Here is an 18,826-nt window from a genome sequence, read left to right as displayed (position 1 = left end):
AACCCAAAATGGAGGACAGCACCTTGAAGCACGTGATCCGAGTAGGCGCCGGTCTGGTGGCCATCGGCCTGGTCGCCGGAGCCTGCGGCAGCAGCACTAGTAGCTCCAGCAGCCCCACAACGCAGGCCGCTGCGTCGTCGGGCACCTCGACTGGAGGATCCGCCGGAGGTTCGGGCGTATCGCAGGCGAGCGGCCTGATCAGCCAGTACACGGGCAACCCGACGTTCGACTCCCCCGGGCCGGCCGTCAACGTCGCCAGTCTCAAGGGCAAGACGATCTTCTCGATCCCGGCCAGCTCGAGCGTCGCGTTCGTCAACACCGTGGACAAGGTCATGGGCCAGTACGCCAAGGACCTAGGCCTCAACTACACCGACTATCCCAACCAGCAGCAGCAGTCCCAGTGGGTGCAGGGCATGGACCAGGCGATCAGCAGCAAGGCCAACGCCATCGACCTGCTGGCCGGTATCCCGCCCGAACAGCTGGCCCCTCAGGTCCAGCAGGCCGCCGCGGCAGGCATTCCCACGGTCGACACCAACGAGCGGGACGCCTCCCAGCCCACCGAGCCCTACGTCAAGGCCTACGCGTTCGCGCCGTTCAACCTGGCCGGCCAGCTCATGGCCGCGTGGGCGGTCCAGCAAACCAAGGGCAAGGCCGACGTACTGGTGGTCACCTCGAACGCCGACGTGAGCTCCCAGGCCGTCCAGGACGGCGTGACCAGCGAGATGAGCAAGGCGTGCAGCACCTGCAAGGTGTCCACGGTCAACGTCAACCCGGTCGACTGGGCGACCAAGCTTCAGACCACGGTCGAGGGCAACCTCTCCTCGGACCCGAACATCAACTACATCCTGCCGGTGTTCGACAGCATGGCCCAGTTCATCGCCCCGGCCATCGTGTCGGCCGGCAAGTCCGGTCAGGTGCACGTCGCCAGCTTCAACGGGACGCCGGCGATCCTCGACATGATGCGCACCGGAGACGTGGTCACGATGGACGTCGGCGAGAACACCGCTGACGTGGCCGCCGCCGGTCTCGACCAGCTGATGCGGGTCATGTCCAACATGGCCCCCGGAAACGAGAAGATCAACGTGCGGGTCCTGACCAAGGCCAACGTCCAAGAAGCCGGCGTGCCCGCGGCCAACGGCAAGGGCTACGGCAACGCGTTCTTGGACGGATACGCCAAGACCTGGGGTGTGCCAACCAGCCAGCTCGGTAGCTGAGGGGCATCCGCATAGAGTCGGTGGGGCGGCGCTGGCCTGGCCCGCGCCGTCCCCTCGGCCCATGATCTTCCCAAGACCGATCGAAAGGCAGAACTCGAACATGGCAGGTCAGAGCGCGGCGGCCGGAGGCAACTCGGCGTCGACCGTGGAGCGAGCAGCGGACATCCTCTTGCTGTTCGCAGCTTCATCCTCGCCACAACTCGGAGTGACCGAGATCGCCACCGCTCTCGGGATGTCAAAGTCGGCGGTGCACCGGATCCTCCTGTCGTTCCGCAACAAGAACCTGCTCGAGCTGGACCCCGATTCGCGGAAGTACTCCCTGGGCCCGACCTTGCTCGGCCTGGGCGCCCGGTACCTGGGTCAGCTCGACATCCGCAAGATGGCCGCCCCCGAGTTGGCGTCGCTGTCGAGGGTCACCAACGAGACCGCCACGCTGTCGGTCCTCAGCGGCAACCAGCGGGTATACATCGACCAGGTCACCCCGGAACGAGAGGTCCTGATGTCGGTGCAGCTCGGGATGGCCCATCCGCTGCACGCCGGAGCGTCCTCCAAGGCGTTCCTGGCCTTCCTGCCAAAAGACGAGATCGACCGCTACCTGGCCGGCCCCCTGACCAAGGTCACGTCACGGACGGTGACCGACGTGCGCAAGCTGCGCAAGGAGCTGGTCGCCATTCGGGAACGGGGATGGAGCCACTCCCTCGGCGAACGCCAGAGCGGAGCCGGTTCCGTGGCCGCCCCGGTGTTCGATGCCACGGCCGTCCCGGTGGCGGTGGTCAGCGTCTGCGGTCCCGCCGAGCGGATGGCCGCCGAGATCGAGGAATGCGCCGATCATCTGCTGGTGTGCACCGCCCGTTTGTCGGCGCAGCTCGGCTACCAAGTCACCCGCAACGTCGGCTGAGCCCGGGTCGCGGCCGGGCGGGTCAGCCGGTCTCCCCCCCGTGGGGACGGGTGGCCAGGCTCAAGACGATGCGCGCCGAGCGGACCACCGCCTCGTCGATGAACCGGCCGTCGGAGGTGACCGCAGTTCCGGATCCGTCGCGCAAGCCCGACTGGTAGGCGGCCATCACCTCCTCGGCCCGGGCCCGCTCCTCCTCCGAGGGGACGAAGCTGTCGTTGATGACCGTCACCTGCGCGGGGTGGATGGCGGAGCGCCCGGTGAACCCCAGTTGACGTCCCCGCTGGGTGGAGGCCCGGAGCCCGGCGGTGTCGCGCAGCTCTGGGTACACGCTCTGGACGGCGATGCGCCCGGCGGCCCTGGCTGCGTTGACGCAGCGGGACCGGGCGTAGGCCAGACCTTCATCGACAGAAACGCCGAGGTCGGCTCGTAGGTCCGCCTCGCCCATGGCCACCGCGGCTACCTCCCCCGACGCGGCGACGATCTCCCACGCGCGCTCCACCCCGAGCGCCGACTCGATGAGCGGCACGATGGCCACCAGCTGGGGACGTCCTTCGAGCCAGGCCGCGACCTGGCGCACCTGGGCGGCGGATTCGGTCTTCGGGATCCGGATCCCCGTCAGGCCCGGGCCGGTCACCGCGGCGACGTCATCCTCCGCCAAGCCGCTCGACGGCGAGTTGATGCGGACGAACACCGGTTTGTCGGAGGGACGGGCCACCACCTCGGCAGTGACCCGACGGGCCTCTTGCTTGCGGTCGGGGGCCACCGCGTCCTCCAAGTCGATCACGACCGCATCGGCTTCTCCGTCCAGCGCCTTGGCGATGCGCCGCTCGTCGTAGCCGGGCACGTAGAGATAGCTACGGATCACCAACGCCTGCGTATCCATTTCCCTCCGTTTGGGGTTGGCAGCCAGCTAACCGAAGGATAGACTATTCGGAAAGATGTTTCAAATAACGGAACAAACTCATCCATCGCTAACTCCCCAGGCGCTCAGCGGGCTGAGAGTGATCGACGCTTCGACCATCCTGGCCGGGCCGCTGTGCTGTCAGATCCTCGGCGACTTCGGCGCCGACGTGGTGAAGGTCGAGCACCCTCTTCACGGCGACAACCTGCGGGGACATGGCCACCAGCACGACGGGGTGCCGCTTTGGTGGAAGGAGGTGGGGCGCAACAAGCGGACCGTGGGCCTCGACCTGAGCGACCCGGCCGGGGCTGAAGTGTTCACCCGCCTGGCAGCGACCGCCGACGTGGTGGTCGAGAACTTCCGGCCCGGCACCCTGGAACGCTGGGGTATCGGACCCGAGCGGCTGCACGAGGTGAACCCCGGTCTGGTGCTGTTGCGTCTCACGGGTTTCGGCCAGACCGGACCCTATGCTTCGCGACCCGGATTCGGCACCCTTGCTGAGGCCATGAGCGGCTTCGCCCACATGACGGGAGAAGCTGACGGTCCGCCCACCCTTCCGGCGTTCGGCTTGGCCGACAGCATCACCGGCATCGCCGGGGTGGCCGCGGTGTTGACCGCTCTGCGCCATCGCGAGGTGGGGGGCGGCACCGGGCAGGTGATCGACCTCTCCATCTTGGAGCCGATGATGACGGCGGTCGGGCCAGCGCCGACGGTGTACCACCACGCGGGAATCGTCCCGACCAGGCACGGCAACCGGTCGACCAACAACGCCCCTCGCAACACCTACCGAACCCGCGACGGCTCGTGGGTGGCCATATCGACCAGCGCGCAGCAGATCGCCGAACGGGTAATGCGCCTGGTGGGGCATCCGGAGGTGATCGAAGAGCCGTGGTTCCAATCGGGCGCGGGGCGCTACAGCCACGTGGACCAGCTCGATGATTACGTAGGCAGCTGGATCGCGGAGCGAGACCGCGACGAGGTGCTGCGGGCATTCACCGAGGCCAACGCAGCCATCGCCCCCGTCTACGACGCCAAGGACATCGTCGAAGACCCCCACATCCGCCAGACCGGGATGCTCACCGAGGTGCCCGACGAGGACCTCGGATCGGTGCTGATGCACAACGTCATGTGGCGCATGTCGGAGACCCCGGGATCCATCAAGTTCACCGGGCGTCGCCCCGGAGAGCACACCGATCAGCTCCTGATCGACGAGCTGGGCTTGTCAGCCGAGGACGTGGCCGCTCTGCGCGAGAAGGGGGTGGTGAAATGACCGACCGGCTGCTCGACGTGGTCCGCCGCTCCGACATGCAGGTGTTCGACCTGGGTCGCCCGATGTTTGTTGGCATGCCGCAGTCCCCGAATCACCCTCAGTACTGGCACACCCTGCCGCGGCGGCACGGAGACTCGTCGCGTGCCGACGGCAGCTCCGCCGCCAACGACCTCCTGGTCACCGGGACCCACGTCGGCACCCACATCGACGCGCTGGCGCACGTGTCATACAAGGGCCGGCTGCACGGCGGAGGCGACGCGGCCGCGGAGCAGGCCGGGGGACGGTTCATGCAACACGGCGTCCACACGATCGCGCCGATCATCACCCGGGGATTGTTGCTCGACGTACCCGCCGCGCTCGGGCTGGACAGCTGCCCGGCCGGTTACGAGATCACCGTCAGCGATCTGGAGAAGACCGTCGCCGACCACGGAGTGCGTCCCGAGGCGGGCGACGTGGTCCTGATCCGCAGCGGGTGGGGTCGCCAGTTCGGCGAGGGAACCGACGCCTACGTGGGTCGCGACTCGGGGGTCCCGGGGGTCGGGGAGGAAGGTGCCGCCTGGCTGGCCGACGCCGAGGTCCTGGCGGTCGGCGCCGACACCATCGCGTTCGAGCGCCTGGCGCCCGGCGGGGGCCACGCCCTCCTGCCAGCCCACCGTCTGCTGCTGGTGGAGCGGGGCATCTACATCATGGAAGCGCTCGACCTCGAGGGACTGGGTGAAGCCGGGGTCCACGAGTTCACCTTCGTGGCGATCCCCCTCAACCTGGTGGGCGCAACCGGCTCACCCATCCGGCCGTTGGCCGTGGTGGGTCCCGCGTCATGACCGATCAAACACTGGCCCAGCGGGTGGCGGGCTTCGCCGTGCAGAACCACTTCGATGAGCTTCCCGCCGAGGTGGTCGACAGCGTCCGCAAGCGGGTGCTCGACATCCTGGGCATCTGCGTGGCGGCTACTCCCCTCGATACCAGCGCCGCCATCCGCCGATACGCGACGTCGCAGGGAGGACGCGCCGGCGCCCACGCCATCGGCGTCCCCGACACCATGCCCGCGGCGCTCGCCGCGCTGGTCAACGGAACGCTTGCCCATTCCCTGGACTACGACGACACCCACCTCCCGTCGGTACTGCACCCGAGCGCGTCGGTGGTCCCAGCCGCGCTGGCCGCCGCCGAGGCCAACGGACGCGGCGGACGAGACCTGATCGCGGCGATCGCCTGCGGGCTCGAGATCTGCGTGCGGCTCGGGATGGCCGGCTACGACCAGTCGAGCGGACGCAACATCTTCTTCGAGCACGGGCAGCACGCCACCTCCATCTGCGGCACGCTCGGGGCGGCGGTGAGCGCCGGCATGCTCGCAGGCCTCGATGAGGAGGGCCTGGTCCATGTGCTCGGGCTGGCCGCGTCGATGGGCTCTGGGGTCATCGAGGCCAACCGCACCGGCGGCACCGTCAAGCGCATGCACTGCGGGTGGGCCGCGCACTCCGCGATAGTCGCCGCCGACCTCGTGGCCCAGGGCTTCACCGGGCCGCCCACAGTGTTGGAGGGCCGGTTCGGTTTCTTCGAAGCGTGGCTGCACGGGGATTTCTACCCGGAATGGGTCACCGACGGCCTGGGCGAGAAGTGGGAGGTGCCGAAGATCTTCTTCAAGCCGTACCCGGCCAACCACTTCACCCACACCGCCATCGACGCCGCGTCAGCCCTACGGGAGCAGGGGATCGGGCCCGAGCAGATCCGCAGCCTGCAACTGGGAGTGGCGGAGTCGATCGTGCGGACCATCGGCGAGCCGATCGAGGTCAAGCGGTCTCCCGCCACCGGGTACATGGCCCAGTTCAGCGGCCCGTACGCGGTGGCGATCGGCCTGCTCGGCGGCGGCGGCCTAGGTGCCGGCTTGGACGACTACACCGACGAGCTGGCCCGCGACCCGCAGCGGCTGGCCATCATGGCGAAGGTCGACGTGGTAGCCGATCCGCAGTGCACGGCGATCTTCCCGGCCCAGTTCCCCTCGGTGCTGCGGGCCACTCTGCGGGACGGCACTGAGAAGACCGTGGCGGTGCTGGCCAACCGGGGTGGCCCGGACCGTCCGCTGACCTTCGGGGAACTGGCCCTCAAGTTCTCCAACAACGCGGGGCGGCTGCTTGACCGGCCGGCGGTGGAACGCGTCGAGCAGTTGGTGGCCGGCTTGGAGCAGCTGCAGTCGATGTCCTCGCTGTTCGACGCCCTCTCGCTCGAACCCGACGTTCAACTGTCCAATTCACACTCAACGACAAGGAGCTCTTGATGCTCGACCTGCTGGTGAAGAACGTGAAGGTGGTGCGCCCAGGGCGCGAGCCCGAGTCCTTGGACGTGGGCGTCGAAGGGGGCCGCTTCGCCCGCGTCGAGGCGGCCATACCGGCCGAGGACGCCGCCCAAGTGCTGGACGGGAAGGGACGCCATCTCTTCCCCGGAGCGGTCGACGTGCACCAGCACTGGGGCATCTACAACCCCTTGGAGTCCGACACGGTGAGCGAGAGCCGGGCCTGCGCCCAAGGCGGGGTCACGACCGGAATCACCTACCTTCGCACCGGGGCCTACTACCTCAACCGAAGCGGTCCCTACGCCGAGGTCATGCCGGTAGCGCTCGACGCCGCAGCCGGGCGGGCTTATGTCGACTACGGGTTCCACGTCGCCCCGATCCTGCGCAGCCACATCGACGAGATCCCATCGTTGATAGCCGACTTCGGGATCCCGTCGTTCAAGATCTTCATGTTCTACGGCAAGCACGGACTGCATGGCCGGTCAGCCTCCCAGGAGCAGTTCCTGATGCTGCCGGAGGGAGAGTCCTACGACTACGCCCATTTCGAGTTCGTCATGCGCGGCATCCAGAAGGCCCGCGAGGATCCCCGCTTCGCCGGCATCGCCGACGACATCTCGCTGTCTTTGCACTGCGAGACCGCCGAGATCATGGCCGCCTACACCCGTATCGTCGAAGAGGAAGGTCGCCTGTCCGGTCTCGAGGCCTACCACGCGGCCCGTCCGCCGCACTCTGAAGGCCTGGCGGTCACGATCGCCGCCTACCTGGCCCACGAGACCGGGCTGAGCAAGATCAACCTCCTGCATCTCTCCTCCCGCAAGGCGGTGGAGGCGGCCCTGTTGATGGCAAAGACCTTCCCGCACGTCGACTTCCGTCGAGAGGTCACCATCGGCCACCTGCTCGCCGACATCCACACGGCGGCGGCCGGCGTGGGCGGCAAGGTCAACCCGCCGCTGCGGCCCCGCGAGGACGTCGAGGCCCTGTGGGGTCACTTGCTGGCCGGGGAGCTGGACTGGGTCACCAGCGACCATGCGTGCTGCAAGGACGAGACCAAGTTCGGGTCGCCGCGAGACGACGTGTTCGTGGCCAAGTCCGGCTTCGGCGGCACCGAGTACCTCCTGCCCGGGCTGATCACCGAGGGCACCAAGCGGGGGCTGCCGCTCGGTCGGGTCGCAGAGCTGGTGTCGTGGAACCCGGCCCGCCGGTTCGGGCTGCACAGCAAGGGCACCGTCGATGTCGGCTACGACGCCGACTTCTGCCTGGTCGACACGAACAGCAGCTGGACGGTCCGTGCCGCCGAGTCGGAATCCTCGCAGGAGTACACCCCGTTCGAGGGTTTCGAGATGTCAGCCCGGGTCACCGACACCTTCCTTCGGGGCGGTCGGGTCCTCGACGACGGCAAGATCGTCGGCGACCCCAAGGGTCAGTTCGTCCGGCGGCCCACGGCACGCCCCCGCCCCTGAGGTCTGAGGACCTGCCGCCGCCGGGGTCCTGACGACGTAGGCGCCCGGTCGACCGGAGGCGGGCGCCCCGCCTCCAGTCGGCTGCAGATCGGCGCTTCGTTGAACCAGCCGACCGCGGCCGGTTCCGCCCCGGGCACCCCGCCGCGGATATCAAGTACCTTGACATCCGCGGCGGTCGGGGTTAGCTTGCGCCCGGCTCGCCTCCGGCGGGGGGACGGGCGCACCGAGTGTCGACCCGAGCACGAGAGGAACGATCCGTGAGCGTTGATGCAGCCGATTCGAGTTGGGTCTCACCGCAGGCAACGGTGCGGATCGAATTCGAGGAGGGGATCGCCTGGCTGTACCTGAACCGACCGGACAAGCGCAACGCCATGAACCCCACGCTCAACCAGGAGATGATCCTGGCCCTGGAGCTGCTGGAAGGCGACGACCGGGCGGCGGTGGTGGTGCTGACCGGAGCCGGGAGCTCCTGGTCGGCGGGCATGGACCTGAAGGAGTACTTCCGCGAAGTCGACGAGTCGCCTGCTCACGTGGAGGTGAAGGCCAGGCGCGACAGCGCGGAGTGGCAGTGGCGGCGGCTGATCCACTTCCCGAAGCCGACGATCGCCATGGTGAACGGCTGGTGCTTCGGCGGGGCGTTCACCCCGCTGGTCTGCTGCGACCTGGCCATCGCCGCGCAAGACGCGACCTTCGGTCTCTCGGAGGTCAACTGGGGCATCCCGCCCGGCGGTCTGGTCAGCCGGGCTCTGGCCGAGACGGTGTCCACCCGCGACGCCCTGTTCTTCATCATGACCGGGGAGACCTTCGACGGCCGGCGCGCCGCAGAGATGCGCCTGGTCAACGAGGCGGTCCCTCCCGAGGAGCTGCGCGACCGGACCAAGACCCTGGCCCTGAAGCTGGCCGGCATGAACCCCCGGGTGCTGCGCGCAGCCAAAGTGGGGTTCAAGAAGGCCCGGCTCATGTCCTGGGACGAAGCGGAGGATTACCTCTACGCCAAGCTGGACCAAGCTGTGCTGGGCGACACCGAAGGCGGCAAGCAGCAGGGCCTGTCGCAGTTCCTCGACCAGAAGTCGTACCGGCCCGGCTTGGGGGCCTACACCCGCGAGGCCGACCAGCGGCCGTGATCCACCGCAGCAGCTACCCGGCCCCTTCCGTTCCGGCCGTGACGCTGGCCGACTACCTCCTCGAGGGCGCCGCGGCGCGGGGAGCACACCCCGCTTTGGTCGACGGGCGCAGCGGTGCTGTTGTGTCCTACGGGGAGCTGGGGCCGGCGGTGGCCGCCGGCGCGGCCCGGCTTCGGGCACTGGGCGCAGGACCGGGCCGCGCCGTTGCCGTCATGGCCCCCAACCAGCCGCAGTGGGCCATCGTCTATCTGGCCGCGGTGTCCACCGGCTCGTACGCGGTGCCGATCGGCCCGATGCTGACACCCGGGGAGGCGGCCAAGCTCCTCGGGCTGGCCCGGGTCGGGCTGCTCGTCTTCGACGCCACCACCGGGTCCGCCGCGGCGGAGATCCGCCGCATTACCGGTATCGAGACCGCCGACCTGGCCGACTTGGAGGGCCGGGTCGACGGCGCCCCTCTGCCCCGACCGCGGCCGGCACCCGAACCGGTCGACCCCTCCAGGCCGGCGGTCGTCGCCTTCTCGAGCGGCACCACCGGCGTGTCCAAAGGCGTGGTGCTCACCCACCGCAACCTGGTCGCGGCCATCTGCCAGCACCAGCCTGTCTATCAGGTGGACGAGGACGACACGTTCCTCGCGGCCCTGCCGTTCTCCCACATCTACGGGCTGTCGATCATCCTCAACTACGGCCTGCGGCACGGAGCGACGATCGTCACCATGCCCAGGTTCCAACCGGCGGAGTACTGGCGGCTGATAGAGCGCTACCGGCCCACCTGGCTGCACATCGCCCCGCCCGTCGCGTCCCTTCTGGTCGACTCGGACTGCGACCTGTCCTCGGTGCGCCACGTCGTGTCGGGGGCCGCCCCGCTGGGGGCCGCCCTCGCCGAGAAGGCCCGCCGCCGCGTCGGCTGCCAGGTCCAGCAGGGGTACGGGATGACCGAGGCCAGCCCCGGCGTGACCTGGGTGCCAGCAGACGGGACCGTCGAGTGCCCCCCAGGATCCGTCGGTGTCCTTGTCCCCGGAACCGAGGCCCGGATCGTCGATCCGGTCACCGGGGACGACACCGACGGCCCGGGGGAGCTGTGGGTCCGCGGGCCGCAGGTCATGGCGGGCTACCTGGACGCCCCGGACGCGACCGCCGCAACCCTGGTCGACGGCGAGTGGCTCCGCACCGGTGACATCGTTCGGGTGGACGACGCCGGCGTTTGGTGGATCGTCGATCGCCTGAAAGAGCTGATCAAGTACAAGGGCTACCAGGTGGCGCCGGCGGAGCTCGAGGGCCTCCTGCTCGAGCACCCCGCGGTCATCGACGCGGCGGTGGCGGGCATCCCTGACGACGCGGCCGGCGAGATCCCCAAAGCATGGGTGGTGACCTCCCGCCCCGTCGCAGGCGACGAACTGCTGGCGTGGGTGGCCGAGCGGACGGCGCCATACAAAAAGATCCGCGCCGTCGAGTTCGTCGACGCCGTGCCGAGGTCTCCCACCGGCAAGGTCCTGCGACGGGTCCTCCGCGCCGGCGGCCGGTGAGCCACGACCGGTCCGCCGCTCCGGCGACGCCTCGCGCGACCCGGATCACGTACCTGGTGAAACAGCTCGAGCTGGCGGTGCGAGCCGACATGGAGGTGATGGCTCGCGCTCACGGGCTGACCGCGCTGCAATACACCGCCTTGACGGTGCTGCAGCGCCATCCAGGTATGTCCGGGGCCCAGCTGGCCCGCCGCTCGTTCGTCTCGGCCCAAGCCGGCAGCGAGATGATCGCCCATCTCGTGCGCAAAGGGCTCATCAGCCGGGAGCCTCACCCTGAGAACCGCCGGGTCCTCTGCATCGGCCTCACCGAGGAGGGCCGACGGATCGTCGAGGCCTGCGAGGGGGAGACGTCCGAGCTCGAGGGCCGGATGCTCGAGGGGGTCGCCTCCGCCGACGTCCGGTCCCTCGAGGGCCTCCTCCGCACCTGCGTCCGCAACCTCGGGGTTCTTTGACGGTCTGATCCGAACGGCCGGCCCGCCAGCGGGCCCGCGGCAGTTCAGGCGTCCAGGGAGGATTCGATGATCATCGGGCGGTGCGAGGTCCCGCCGAGAGCGGTGACGGCGAGAGCCGCGGCCGCCAGGGCGGCCACCCCGCAGACGACGTACCCGAGCGAGTATGCGTTGCCGAGGGCGGTGAAGGCGGTGTGTTGAAGCGGGTTGCCGGGGACGGCGTTGGCGCCCAGCGGGCCGGAGTGCACCGCGCCCACCGCCGGGGGCGGAGCGCTGGAGCTGAACTTGGCCAGCGCCGACTGCAACGCCGGGTTGGTGGCCAGCTTGGTGTGGATCTCGGTCGCGGCCCTGCTCAGCGCGATGGCGCCGATCACCGCCGGCCCCAGGGTGAAGCCGAAGTCGCGCAGCTGGCTGGTGGTTCCCGCCGCCATTCCGTGGAGATCGCTCGACACGGTGTTCACCGCTACCGCGGTCACGCTGGAGAGGGCGAACGCGAACCCGATACCCACCAACACCAGCGGTGCCACGATCGCGCCGAGCGACATCCCCGACACCGACTCGGTCGAGATCCACAGGTCACCGACACCGATCAGCAGGAACCCGCAGCCGAGGGCCCAGCGGGGGTTGAAGCTGCGGATCACCTTGGCGGTCAACGGCATCAGCAGCAGCGCGAAACCTTGCAGCAGGACAAAGGCGATAGACGTCTTCATCGGGGAGAACCCCTGGATCGCGGACAGCCGGATGCTGGTCGCGTAGGCGGTGCCGAGGAAGCTGAACATGCCGATCAGGGTGACGATCGAGTTGACGGAGAAGGCCCGGCTCCGGAACAGGTCCAGCCGCAGCAGCGGGGCGGTGGACCGCCGCTCCACCACGATGAACGCAGCGAACAAGACGACCGCCACCACCCATCCCGCGATCACCTGCGTGCTGCCCCATCCGCTGGTGGCTCCCTGAATCACGGAGAACAAGAGGGCGAACAGCGAGATGGCGAGGGTCGCCTGCCCGGGCCAGTCGAGCGACCGGCCTTCGGGCGCCGAGGAGTTGCTGGCGGCGAACCCGGCGACCACGCTGACCACCGCCAGGATGCCCACCACGACGAACGCCCACCGCCAAGACGCGGTTGGGTCGGCGCCCCAGTGGAGCTTGGTGACGGCGCCGCCGATGAGCGGCGAGACGAACCCGCCCGAGGAGAGCGCGGCGGCCCAGACGGCTATTCCCCGCGCCCGGCTCCGTGCGGTGTGGGTGCCGGCGGCGACCATCGCCAGCGTCGTCGGGAACAGCACCGCGGCCCCGATGCCGGTCAGGGCCTGCCCGGACCACAAGACGCCGATGGACGCGTGGTTGGATGCGCCGGCGGCCGGTGCCAGCACGCTGACCAGCTCGCCTGCGGCCATCAAGACGCTGCCGCCGATGAGGAGCTTCTTGCGGCCGAAAATGTCGCCTAGGACGCCGAAAGACAGCTCCAGGAGGGCCACCGGCACCAAGAAGGCGTCCGAGATCCAGGTGAGCTGAGACGACGTCGTGTGCAGGTCCTGCTGGAACAGCCCGTTGAGCACGGCCGGTATCGCCAGGCCCACCTGGGCGACCAGGACCGCCAGCGCGGTGGCGACCAGTGTCCCGGCGGTCAGGGTAGGCGTGTGGACAGCAACCCGCCCCGGCGTCGGAGCAGCCACGCTGGTAGTGCTGGAGGTCATTCGGACACCCGCTTCCCGAGGTCGGTGCAATCGGCCTGTTCGCATTGCGAACATCTGTAACCTATATGAAACAGTAGTCAGGTGACGGACGTCACGTCAACGGCCGTCGTCGGGCGGCGTCGGTCTGCCGCCCGGCCCAGAGAACCAGCGGAGGAAAGCGGTCCACATGCAGTCCCCAGCGGATGATCACCATCCCTTCCCTGTCGCTCCCGACGGGACCTTCGTCCAGTCGCTGGAGCGGGGCTTGGCCGTGATCAAGGCCTTCGACGCCGATCACCCGAAGCTCCAGCTGAGCGAGGTGGCCCGCCGTACCGGGCTGACCCGGGCCGCCGCCCGCCGATTCCTGTTGACCTTGCTGCAGCTCGGCTATGTCCGCCTGGACGGGCGCGACTTCTCGCTGCGACCGCGGGTCTTGGATCTGGGGTACGCCTATTTGTCCGCCCAAACCCTCCCGGAGATCGCGCTGCCGCACCTCGAGACGTTCGTGAGCGCGGTCTCCGAATCGTCGTCGGTCAGCGTGCTCGACGGTGACGACGTCGTCTACGTCGCCCGGGTGCCGACCAAGCGGATCATGACCGTGGTCATCTCCGTGGGCACCCGGTTTCCCGCCTACGCGACGTCGCTGGGCAGGGTGCTGCTCGCCGGGCTCCCAGACGGCGAGCTCGACGCCTACCTCGAGCGGGTGGACATTCGTCCTCGCACGGCCCGGGCGGTCGGGGACGCCGCCTCGCTGCGGGGGGTGCTGGACCGAGTCCGGGAGGCCGGTTATGCCATCGTCGACCAGGAGCTGGAGGAGGGGCTGCGCTCGGCGGCCGCGCCGATCTGCGACCGGGACGGGGCGGTGGTCGCCGCGGTGAACGTGTCGGCCAGCGCCAGCCGGACGTCTCTCGATGAGATGCGTTCCCGCCTCCTGCCTCGGCTCTTGAGCACCGCCGCGAACATAAGCCGGGACCTCAAGGCGGTCTGAGCCTGTTCGGCCGTGGGCCCACAGCTGGGCCAGCGCGGTTGCCCGGGGGAGCAGCCACTGGGCCGATGGCCCGGCTGCTCACACGTAGTGCGGGGCCCACATCTCGCCCGGGACGTCGATCAGATCGAGGCCGAGCAGGGCTCGGGCCTACCGTGGAGGTACACGCGCAGCCCTGGGAGAGCGATGACGGAGATCACGTTCAACGAGTCGTGCCGGCAGATCGCTGCCATCACCGCTCGGGTGCGCGATCGGGAGGAGGCGAAGGACTGGACCGGCGCCATCCGCGGCCTGCACGAACTGCTCGAACACCCCTGTGCCCACCACCAAGTCTCCGCCTACGAGGTGTGGGACGACATCCACTGGCTTCACAGGCGAGCCGGGGACTACGACGCGGCGATAGCGGCCAAGCGCGAAGCCATCCTCGCCGGCTACCGGTCCGAGCCCGACCCCGAGGCCGACATCGCGGAATGCCATCTCCTGGCCGGGCGACGGTCGGAAGCCGATGCCCTCTTCGCTGATCTCCGCGTCCGGGCCCCCGACGACGTCTGGCTGTACAACTCGGCCGGGTTCGCCTGCGATGGTGGTGTCGCTGGCATGGTTCCCTCGCGGTGAGTGGGAGAAGGCCACCGCGGTGTGGCCCGACCTGTTGGAGGGAATGCCCGCCGACCACGCCGAGTACAGCAGGCGGATCGAAGCTCGCCTCAAGCGACTCGCCCGGTCCCTGCCCGGCCACCCGGTGCGGGTGGGGTCCATGACCGTCGACGGTCTAACCGCTTTCAGCGCCGACGACGGCGCGGACCCCGGATCGGGCCAGGCCCGCTCGTCCTACGCGGCCGAGCTCGCCCGGCGGGGCGAAGCAAAGCAGTGGCCGCCGGGGCGCAACGCTCCGTGCTGGTGCGGCTCGGGCCGCAAGTACAAGGCGTGCTGCGGCCCGGCGCCGATGGCGCCGGAGTGACCTAGCCGCCGAGGTTCTCCTGCGCGTAGCGGATGGCGTCGTTGCGGGTCCGCGACCCGGTCTTGGCGAAGATCCGGTTGATGTGGCTCTTCACGGTGTGAGCGCTCAGGTAGAGAGCATCGGCGATCTGGGGATTGGTGAGCCCTTGCGCGATGAGGTCTAGGACCTCCGCTTCCCGGCTGGTGAGACCGTCGGGCAGCGGCCGGGGCGGCGCGGCCGACGTCCGGGTGGGCGCCTCGCGGGTGGTGGCGTTCAGGAGCGCCGATTGGACGCTGCGGTCGAGCACGGACTGGCCGCTGACCGCAGCGTGAAGCGCCCGGGCGATGTCGACCCGTCCGGTGTCTTTGGTGAGATACCCGCGAGCGCCAGCCTGGAGGGCGGAGATGATCGACTCGTCCTCGGCGAAGGTTGTGAGCACGACGATGGCGAGGTCTTGGTGCTCGGCGACCAGGCGGCGGGTGGTCTCGATCCCGTCGATCCCAGGCATGTGCAAGTCGAGTAGGACGGCGTCGGGGCGGTGCTCTTCCACCAGCGCCAAGGCTTGGGTGCCGCTCTCGGCGGCCGCGACCACGGTGATGTCGGCCAACAGGTCGAGCATGATGGCCAGCCCGTCGCGCACCGCGGCCTGGTCGTCGACCACGATGATGCGCAGCGCCCGTCCCCCGACGGCGCTCACCGGGGAACCTGCGCCCGGACCGTCCAGCCGTCCCCGTCGGGCCCGGCGGTCAGGGTCCCCCCGATGAGCATCAGGCGTTCTCGCATCCCGATCAGACCGTAACCGCCGGCTGCTCCATTGGACGCCGGCGCGGATCCACGGTCGGAGGGAACGCCCCGGCTCGGAGTGTCGGTCACAGTGACGGTGATCCGATCAGGGTCGTAGACGAGTTGCACGTCGACTGGGGCCCCGGGGGCGTGCTTGGCCGCGTTGGTCAACGCCTCGTCGGTGACCCGGCTGAGCGCGACGGTGACTTCGGCACTGACGGGCCGATGCAGGCCGTCAACCCGTAGCGTGGCATTGGGGTGGTAGACGTCGCAGAAGTCGCGGACGAGAGCGGCGAGGCTCTCGTCCAGCGGGGGGCTGTCGGCCCTGAGCGCTTCGATGGCCTGTCGGGTCTCGGCCAGGCCGCTGGCCGCCAGCCGTCGTGCTTGACCGACCAGCTGAACGCCTCGGTCCACGTCGCCGTCCTCGGCTAAAAGCGCGAGGGCGGCTTCCAGTTGGATGCCCAAGGCGCCGAGGGAGTGGGCGAGCAGATCGTGGATCTCGCGGGCGATGCGCGCCCGCTCGTCGAGCGTCGCGGCCCGCTGCTCCTCGCTCCGTGTCCTTTCCGCCTGGGCGACCAGCGCGGCGGCCTGCGCCCGCTGGATGCGCACATCTCGGCGGCTTCGCCCGACCAGCACCGCCACCAGCACCCCGAGGGGCCATCCAACCGCGGCGCCGGTGGTGAACCCGAAGGCCAAGGAACTGGCTGCGATGGCGAGGACGCCCGAGGCCGCGACCGCGCACGCCGGCCCGGTTTCCAGATCGGCGCCGGCCGCGACCGCGGCCATGAGGGTGAAGCCGACCATGGGGCCGGCGATCGGCAGCATGCTGACCGCGCCCGAGATCACGCTGAGCAGGAGGAGGAGAGAGGGCAGGAGCCACGTCGGGAATCCCGGCCTGGCGTCCCTGACCCGCTCCATCACCGCCCACCCCACCACGAGTGCTTCGCAGGCCGCGAGCGCGGCCAGGACCAGCGCAGGATGACCGTTCGGAGCGGACCGGCCGGAGCCGAGCAAGCCGTTGCCGGACAACGTCACCGCGGCGAGCAGCGCCGCCGCGGCCGTTCGGGGCACGATCATCCCGAGGCTGGCCAGGCGCTCCCCGCCCGACGCGGCAGCCCGCCTCACCGCCGCCCAGCGCGTCACCGTCGCCGACGAGGGGCGAGGGGAGACGCCGCCTCCGACGACAACGAGATCCCAGCGGCCAACGCCCGAGGCGCTACCACCGCAGCCTGGGTCAACCGGTTGATGCCGAGCGTCAAGAGGATCGGTGCGCTGCTCGCCGCGACCTCGGCCCCGAGCCCGGATGCGACCAAGTCGAGCGCCAGCCGGGAGCCCACGAGACCCAACCATAGCCACAGACTCCGCCACGGCATCTGGCCCCACAGTCCCCCGTCGCGCTCCTCCAAGCGCATCATCCGACCCTGCGCCACGCCTACGCCGGCGGCGACCAAGGCCTGCGCCCCGATCAAGACGATGTCGGTGGTTGCCGGCCCGTGGCCGTGGCCGGCGACGCCGCGAACCCCGATGAGGACCAATATCGCGGGGAGCACGACGAGCCTCTTTCCCGCCAGATTCTCGCCCCGCAGCTGGCGTCCGATTACAACGAGAACGACGGCGACAGCCGCAACGACCTCTAAAAAGCTCACGTTTCTTCCTCCCGTCCGGCAGGCGCAGCGTCCCGCAACGACACGATCCACGGTAAGGACCCCGCCGCCTCGCCGCCTCCACCCGCCGGGTTGAACCTGGTACCAGATGTGGGTTGACGAAAGCCGCGGTGTAGTACCGGTTCCGCCTTCCAACCAGCCCGGATGGTTGAGGACACCGAGCCTTCCCGGGCCGACGATGAGCGACATCAAAACCGTCATCCCCGGAGGTCGTCGCCATGCCCGTAGAGTTGCAACACGCTTTGATCATCAATGCCGCGGTGCTGTTGGTGGTGCTCGAAGGCGATCTCGGTCGCCACCGCAAGATCACCAGGTTCCGGGTGCTGCGACCCTTGATCACCGCCGGCGCCGTCGTGCCGTTGTTCCTCTCCGCGGTGGCCACCAGCGGCGCCGGCCTCATCCTCGAAGTGGCGCTCACCGCCGCCGGGATCATCCTCGGCCTGGCCACGGCCGGCCTCATGACCGTCTACCGCAGCCCACGGACCGGCAAGCCGGCCAGCCGTACCGGTCTCGGCTATGCCGCCGTCTGGATCGCCGTCATCGGCGCCCGGGCCGCTTTCTCCTACGGGTCGGTGTACTGGTTCGGGCCGCAGCTGGCCCGCTGGATGGCGACCAACGCCATCTCGTCGGCTGCTCTCACCGACGCCATCATCTTCATGGCCATCGCCATGGTCCTCACCCGGACCATCGCCATGGGGGTCCGAGCCGTCAACGTCGGCACGACGGAGGCGGCTCGACCGGCTCGACCGGCCACCGCTTCGGTGCGGTAGACGACGGCTCTCGCCCGGATCATCGGCCGGGCCGACGCGCCGCCGGCTGGCCCCGAAGCGCGGGGCTCATCCGGCGGGTCGCGCCGGCCGGGTGAGGATCTCCGGGCCGTCCTCGGTGACAGCGACGGTGTGCTCGCTGTGCGCGCACCGGCACCCGGTGGCGCTGCGGAGGGTCCAGCCGTCGGCGTCGACGACCAGCGCGTCGGTGTCGGCCATGACCCAAGGCTCGAGCGCCAGCAGCAGCCCCGGGCGCAGCCGGTAGCCGCGCCCGGGGCGACCGGCGTTCGCCACGTGAGGCTCCTGGTGCATCGTGGACCCGATGCCGTGCCCCCCGAACTCGGTGTTGACGGGGTATCCGGCATCGCTCAGGACCGAGCCGATGGCATGCGAGATGTCGCCGACCCGGGCGCCGGGCACCGCGGCGGCGATCCCGGCGTCTAGAGCTCGCTCCGTCGCGCCGATCAGCGCGGCGCTCTCCGGCCGGTCGCGGCGGCCCACTACGAAGCTGATGGCGGCATCCGCGGCGACGCCCTTCCTCGAGACGGCCAGGTCGAGGCTCAGCAGGTCTCCGTCGGCCAGCGCGTAGTCGTGGGGCAGCCCGTGGAGCACCGCGTCGTTGACCGACGTGCAGATGTAGCGCCCGAAGGGCCCCCGCCCGAAGGACGGGGCGTAGTCGAGGTAGCACGAGCGGGCCCCGGCCTCGCCGATCATGTCCCGGGTCCACCGGTCGATGTCGAGGAGGTTGGTGCCGACCGTGGTCCGGCGGCGCAGCGCTTGGAGGATCCCGCCGACCACGGCGCCCGCCTCCCGGGCCCGGCCCACTCCCGCCGCGTTGAGGATCTCGATCATCTGCCGCCTTCCTTACCAATAACTATCCCGGTATTACTG

Annotated in this window: 19 protein-coding genes; 13 read left to right on the top strand and 6 right to left on the bottom strand. The window is 69.6% G+C overall.

Translation table 11 applies throughout. The features are described 5' to 3' along the window. The first annotated feature begins 8 nt into the window (after positions 1 to 8). Together K6U06_RS20440 and K6U06_RS20435 are read left to right on the top strand one after the other, a co-directional pair. Entirely contained in the window at positions 9 to 1,214 is a 1,206-nt protein-coding gene (locus tag K6U06_RS20440; protein ID WP_262323828.1) for a sugar ABC transporter substrate-binding protein, read from the top strand. Between the two features lie 100 nt (positions 1,215 to 1,314). Then, positions 1,315 to 2,112 (top strand): IclR family transcriptional regulator, encoded by a 798-nt coding sequence (locus K6U06_RS20435; protein ID WP_262323827.1) that lies wholly within the window; start codon positions 1,315 to 1,317, stop codon positions 2,110 to 2,112. A gap of 22 nt (positions 2,113 to 2,134) precedes the next feature. Here K6U06_RS20435 and K6U06_RS20430 read toward each other — a convergent pair whose 3' ends face one another. Beyond that, positions 2,135 to 2,977, bottom strand: a complete 843-nt coding sequence (locus K6U06_RS20430) for an HpcH/HpaI aldolase/citrate lyase family protein (protein WP_262323826.1) — start codon at positions 2,975 to 2,977, stop codon at positions 2,135 to 2,137. Between the two features lie 73 nt (positions 2,978 to 3,050). Between K6U06_RS20430 and K6U06_RS20425 the strand changes: the two genes are divergently transcribed. The 7 genes from K6U06_RS20425 (at position 3,051) to K6U06_RS20395 (ending at position 11,129) form a co-directional block, all read left to right on the top strand. After that, entirely contained in the window at positions 3,051 to 4,283 is a 1,233-nt protein-coding gene (locus tag K6U06_RS20425; RefSeq protein WP_262323825.1) for a CaiB/BaiF CoA transferase family protein, read from the top strand. Then, positions 4,280 to 5,104, top strand: a complete 825-nt coding sequence (locus tag K6U06_RS20420; protein ID WP_262323824.1) for a cyclase family protein — start codon at positions 4,280 to 4,282, stop codon at positions 5,102 to 5,104. The genes K6U06_RS20425 and K6U06_RS20420 overlap by 4 nt, the downstream gene beginning before the upstream one ends. Beyond that, positions 5,101 to 6,555: an MmgE/PrpD family protein gene (locus K6U06_RS20415; protein WP_262323823.1), complete on the top strand. Its 1,455-nt coding sequence runs from the start codon at positions 5,101 to 5,103 to the stop codon at positions 6,553 to 6,555. The genes K6U06_RS20420 and K6U06_RS20415 overlap by 4 nt, the downstream gene beginning before the upstream one ends. Further along, a complete protein-coding gene (locus K6U06_RS20410) occupies positions 6,555 to 8,030 on the top strand; it encodes a dihydroorotase (RefSeq protein ID WP_262323822.1) in 1,476 nt (491 codons plus the stop codon). Before K6U06_RS20415 ends, K6U06_RS20410 begins: the two co-directional genes overlap by 1 nt. 257 nt (positions 8,031 to 8,287) lie before the next feature. Then, on the top strand, positions 8,288 to 9,154 hold the full coding sequence (locus K6U06_RS20405; protein ID WP_262323821.1) for a p-hydroxycinnamoyl CoA hydratase/lyase: 867 nt from the start codon (positions 8,288 to 8,290) through the stop codon (positions 9,152 to 9,154). 38 nt (positions 9,155 to 9,192) lie between these two features. After that, complete coding sequence (locus K6U06_RS20400; protein ID WP_262323820.1) at positions 9,193 to 10,677, top strand: AMP-binding protein; 1,485 nt, start codon at positions 9,193 to 9,195, stop codon at positions 10,675 to 10,677. Positions 10,678 to 10,733: 56 nt separating this feature from the next. Further along, positions 10,734 to 11,129 carry a MarR family winged helix-turn-helix transcriptional regulator gene (locus tag K6U06_RS20395; protein WP_262323819.1) on the top strand — a complete coding sequence of 132 codons (396 nt, stop codon included), beginning with the start codon at positions 10,734 to 10,736 and terminating at the stop codon, positions 11,127 to 11,129. Between the two features lie 44 nt (positions 11,130 to 11,173). Here the strand turns inward: K6U06_RS20395 and K6U06_RS20390 are convergent, their stop codons facing one another. Continuing rightward, positions 11,174 to 12,820, bottom strand: a complete 1,647-nt coding sequence (locus K6U06_RS20390) for an MFS transporter (RefSeq protein ID WP_262323818.1) — start codon at positions 12,818 to 12,820, stop codon at positions 11,174 to 11,176. 166 nt (positions 12,821 to 12,986) lie between these two features. Here K6U06_RS20390 and K6U06_RS20385 point away from each other — a divergent pair, with 166 nt between their 5' ends. From K6U06_RS20385 to K6U06_RS20375, 3 genes are all read left to right on the top strand, one after another. Further along, entirely contained in the window at positions 12,987 to 13,787 is an 801-nt protein-coding gene (locus K6U06_RS20385) for an IclR family transcriptional regulator C-terminal domain-containing protein (RefSeq protein ID WP_262323817.1), read from the top strand. A gap of 183 nt (positions 13,788 to 13,970) precedes the next feature. Next, entirely contained in the window at positions 13,971 to 14,399 is a 429-nt protein-coding gene (locus K6U06_RS20380) for a hypothetical protein (protein WP_262323816.1), read from the top strand. After that, positions 14,371 to 14,742 carry an SEC-C domain-containing protein gene (locus tag K6U06_RS20375; RefSeq protein ID WP_262323815.1) on the top strand — a complete coding sequence of 124 codons (372 nt, stop codon included), beginning with the start codon at positions 14,371 to 14,373 and terminating at the stop codon, positions 14,740 to 14,742. Before K6U06_RS20380 ends, K6U06_RS20375 begins: the two co-directional genes overlap by 29 nt. 1 nt (position 14,743) lies before the next feature. Here the strand turns inward: K6U06_RS20375 and K6U06_RS20370 are convergent, their stop codons facing one another. Genes K6U06_RS20370 through K6U06_RS20360 form a run of 3 tightly spaced genes read right to left on the bottom strand, consistent with a single transcriptional unit; the run spans position 14,744 to position 17,150 of the window. Then, positions 14,744 to 15,418 carry a response regulator gene (locus K6U06_RS20370; RefSeq protein WP_262323814.1) on the bottom strand — a complete coding sequence of 225 codons (675 nt, stop codon included), beginning with the start codon at positions 15,416 to 15,418 and terminating at the stop codon, positions 14,744 to 14,746. Further along, on the bottom strand, positions 15,415 to 16,647 hold the full coding sequence (locus K6U06_RS20365) for a sensor histidine kinase (protein ID WP_262323813.1): 1,233 nt from the start codon (positions 16,645 to 16,647) through the stop codon (positions 15,415 to 15,417). The genes K6U06_RS20370 and K6U06_RS20365 overlap by 4 nt, the downstream gene beginning before the upstream one ends. Beyond that, positions 16,644 to 17,150, bottom strand: coding sequence for a hypothetical protein (locus K6U06_RS20360; RefSeq protein ID WP_262323812.1), 507 nt, complete (start codon positions 17,148 to 17,150; stop codon positions 16,644 to 16,646). The genes K6U06_RS20365 and K6U06_RS20360 overlap by 4 nt, the downstream gene beginning before the upstream one ends. 236 nt (positions 17,151 to 17,386) lie before the next feature. On the opposite strand from K6U06_RS20360, the gene K6U06_RS20355 reads away from it, so the two are divergent. Continuing rightward, entirely contained in the window at positions 17,387 to 17,938 is a 552-nt protein-coding gene (locus tag K6U06_RS20355) for a hypothetical protein (protein WP_262323811.1), read from the top strand. A gap of 66 nt (positions 17,939 to 18,004) precedes the next feature. Here the strand turns inward: K6U06_RS20355 and map are convergent, their stop codons facing one another. Then, positions 18,005 to 18,787 carry a type I methionyl aminopeptidase gene (gene map / locus K6U06_RS20350; RefSeq protein ID WP_262323810.1) on the bottom strand — a complete coding sequence of 261 codons (783 nt, stop codon included), beginning with the start codon at positions 18,785 to 18,787 and terminating at the stop codon, positions 18,005 to 18,007. Positions 18,788 to 18,826 lie beyond the last annotated feature (39 nt).

This window comes from Acidiferrimicrobium sp. IK, assembly GCF_025499425.1.
Classification (GTDB): Bacteria; Actinomycetota; Acidimicrobiia; order Acidimicrobiales; family Palsa-688; genus Acidiferrimicrobium.
This window is presented reverse-complemented; position numbering and strand designations above follow the sequence as displayed.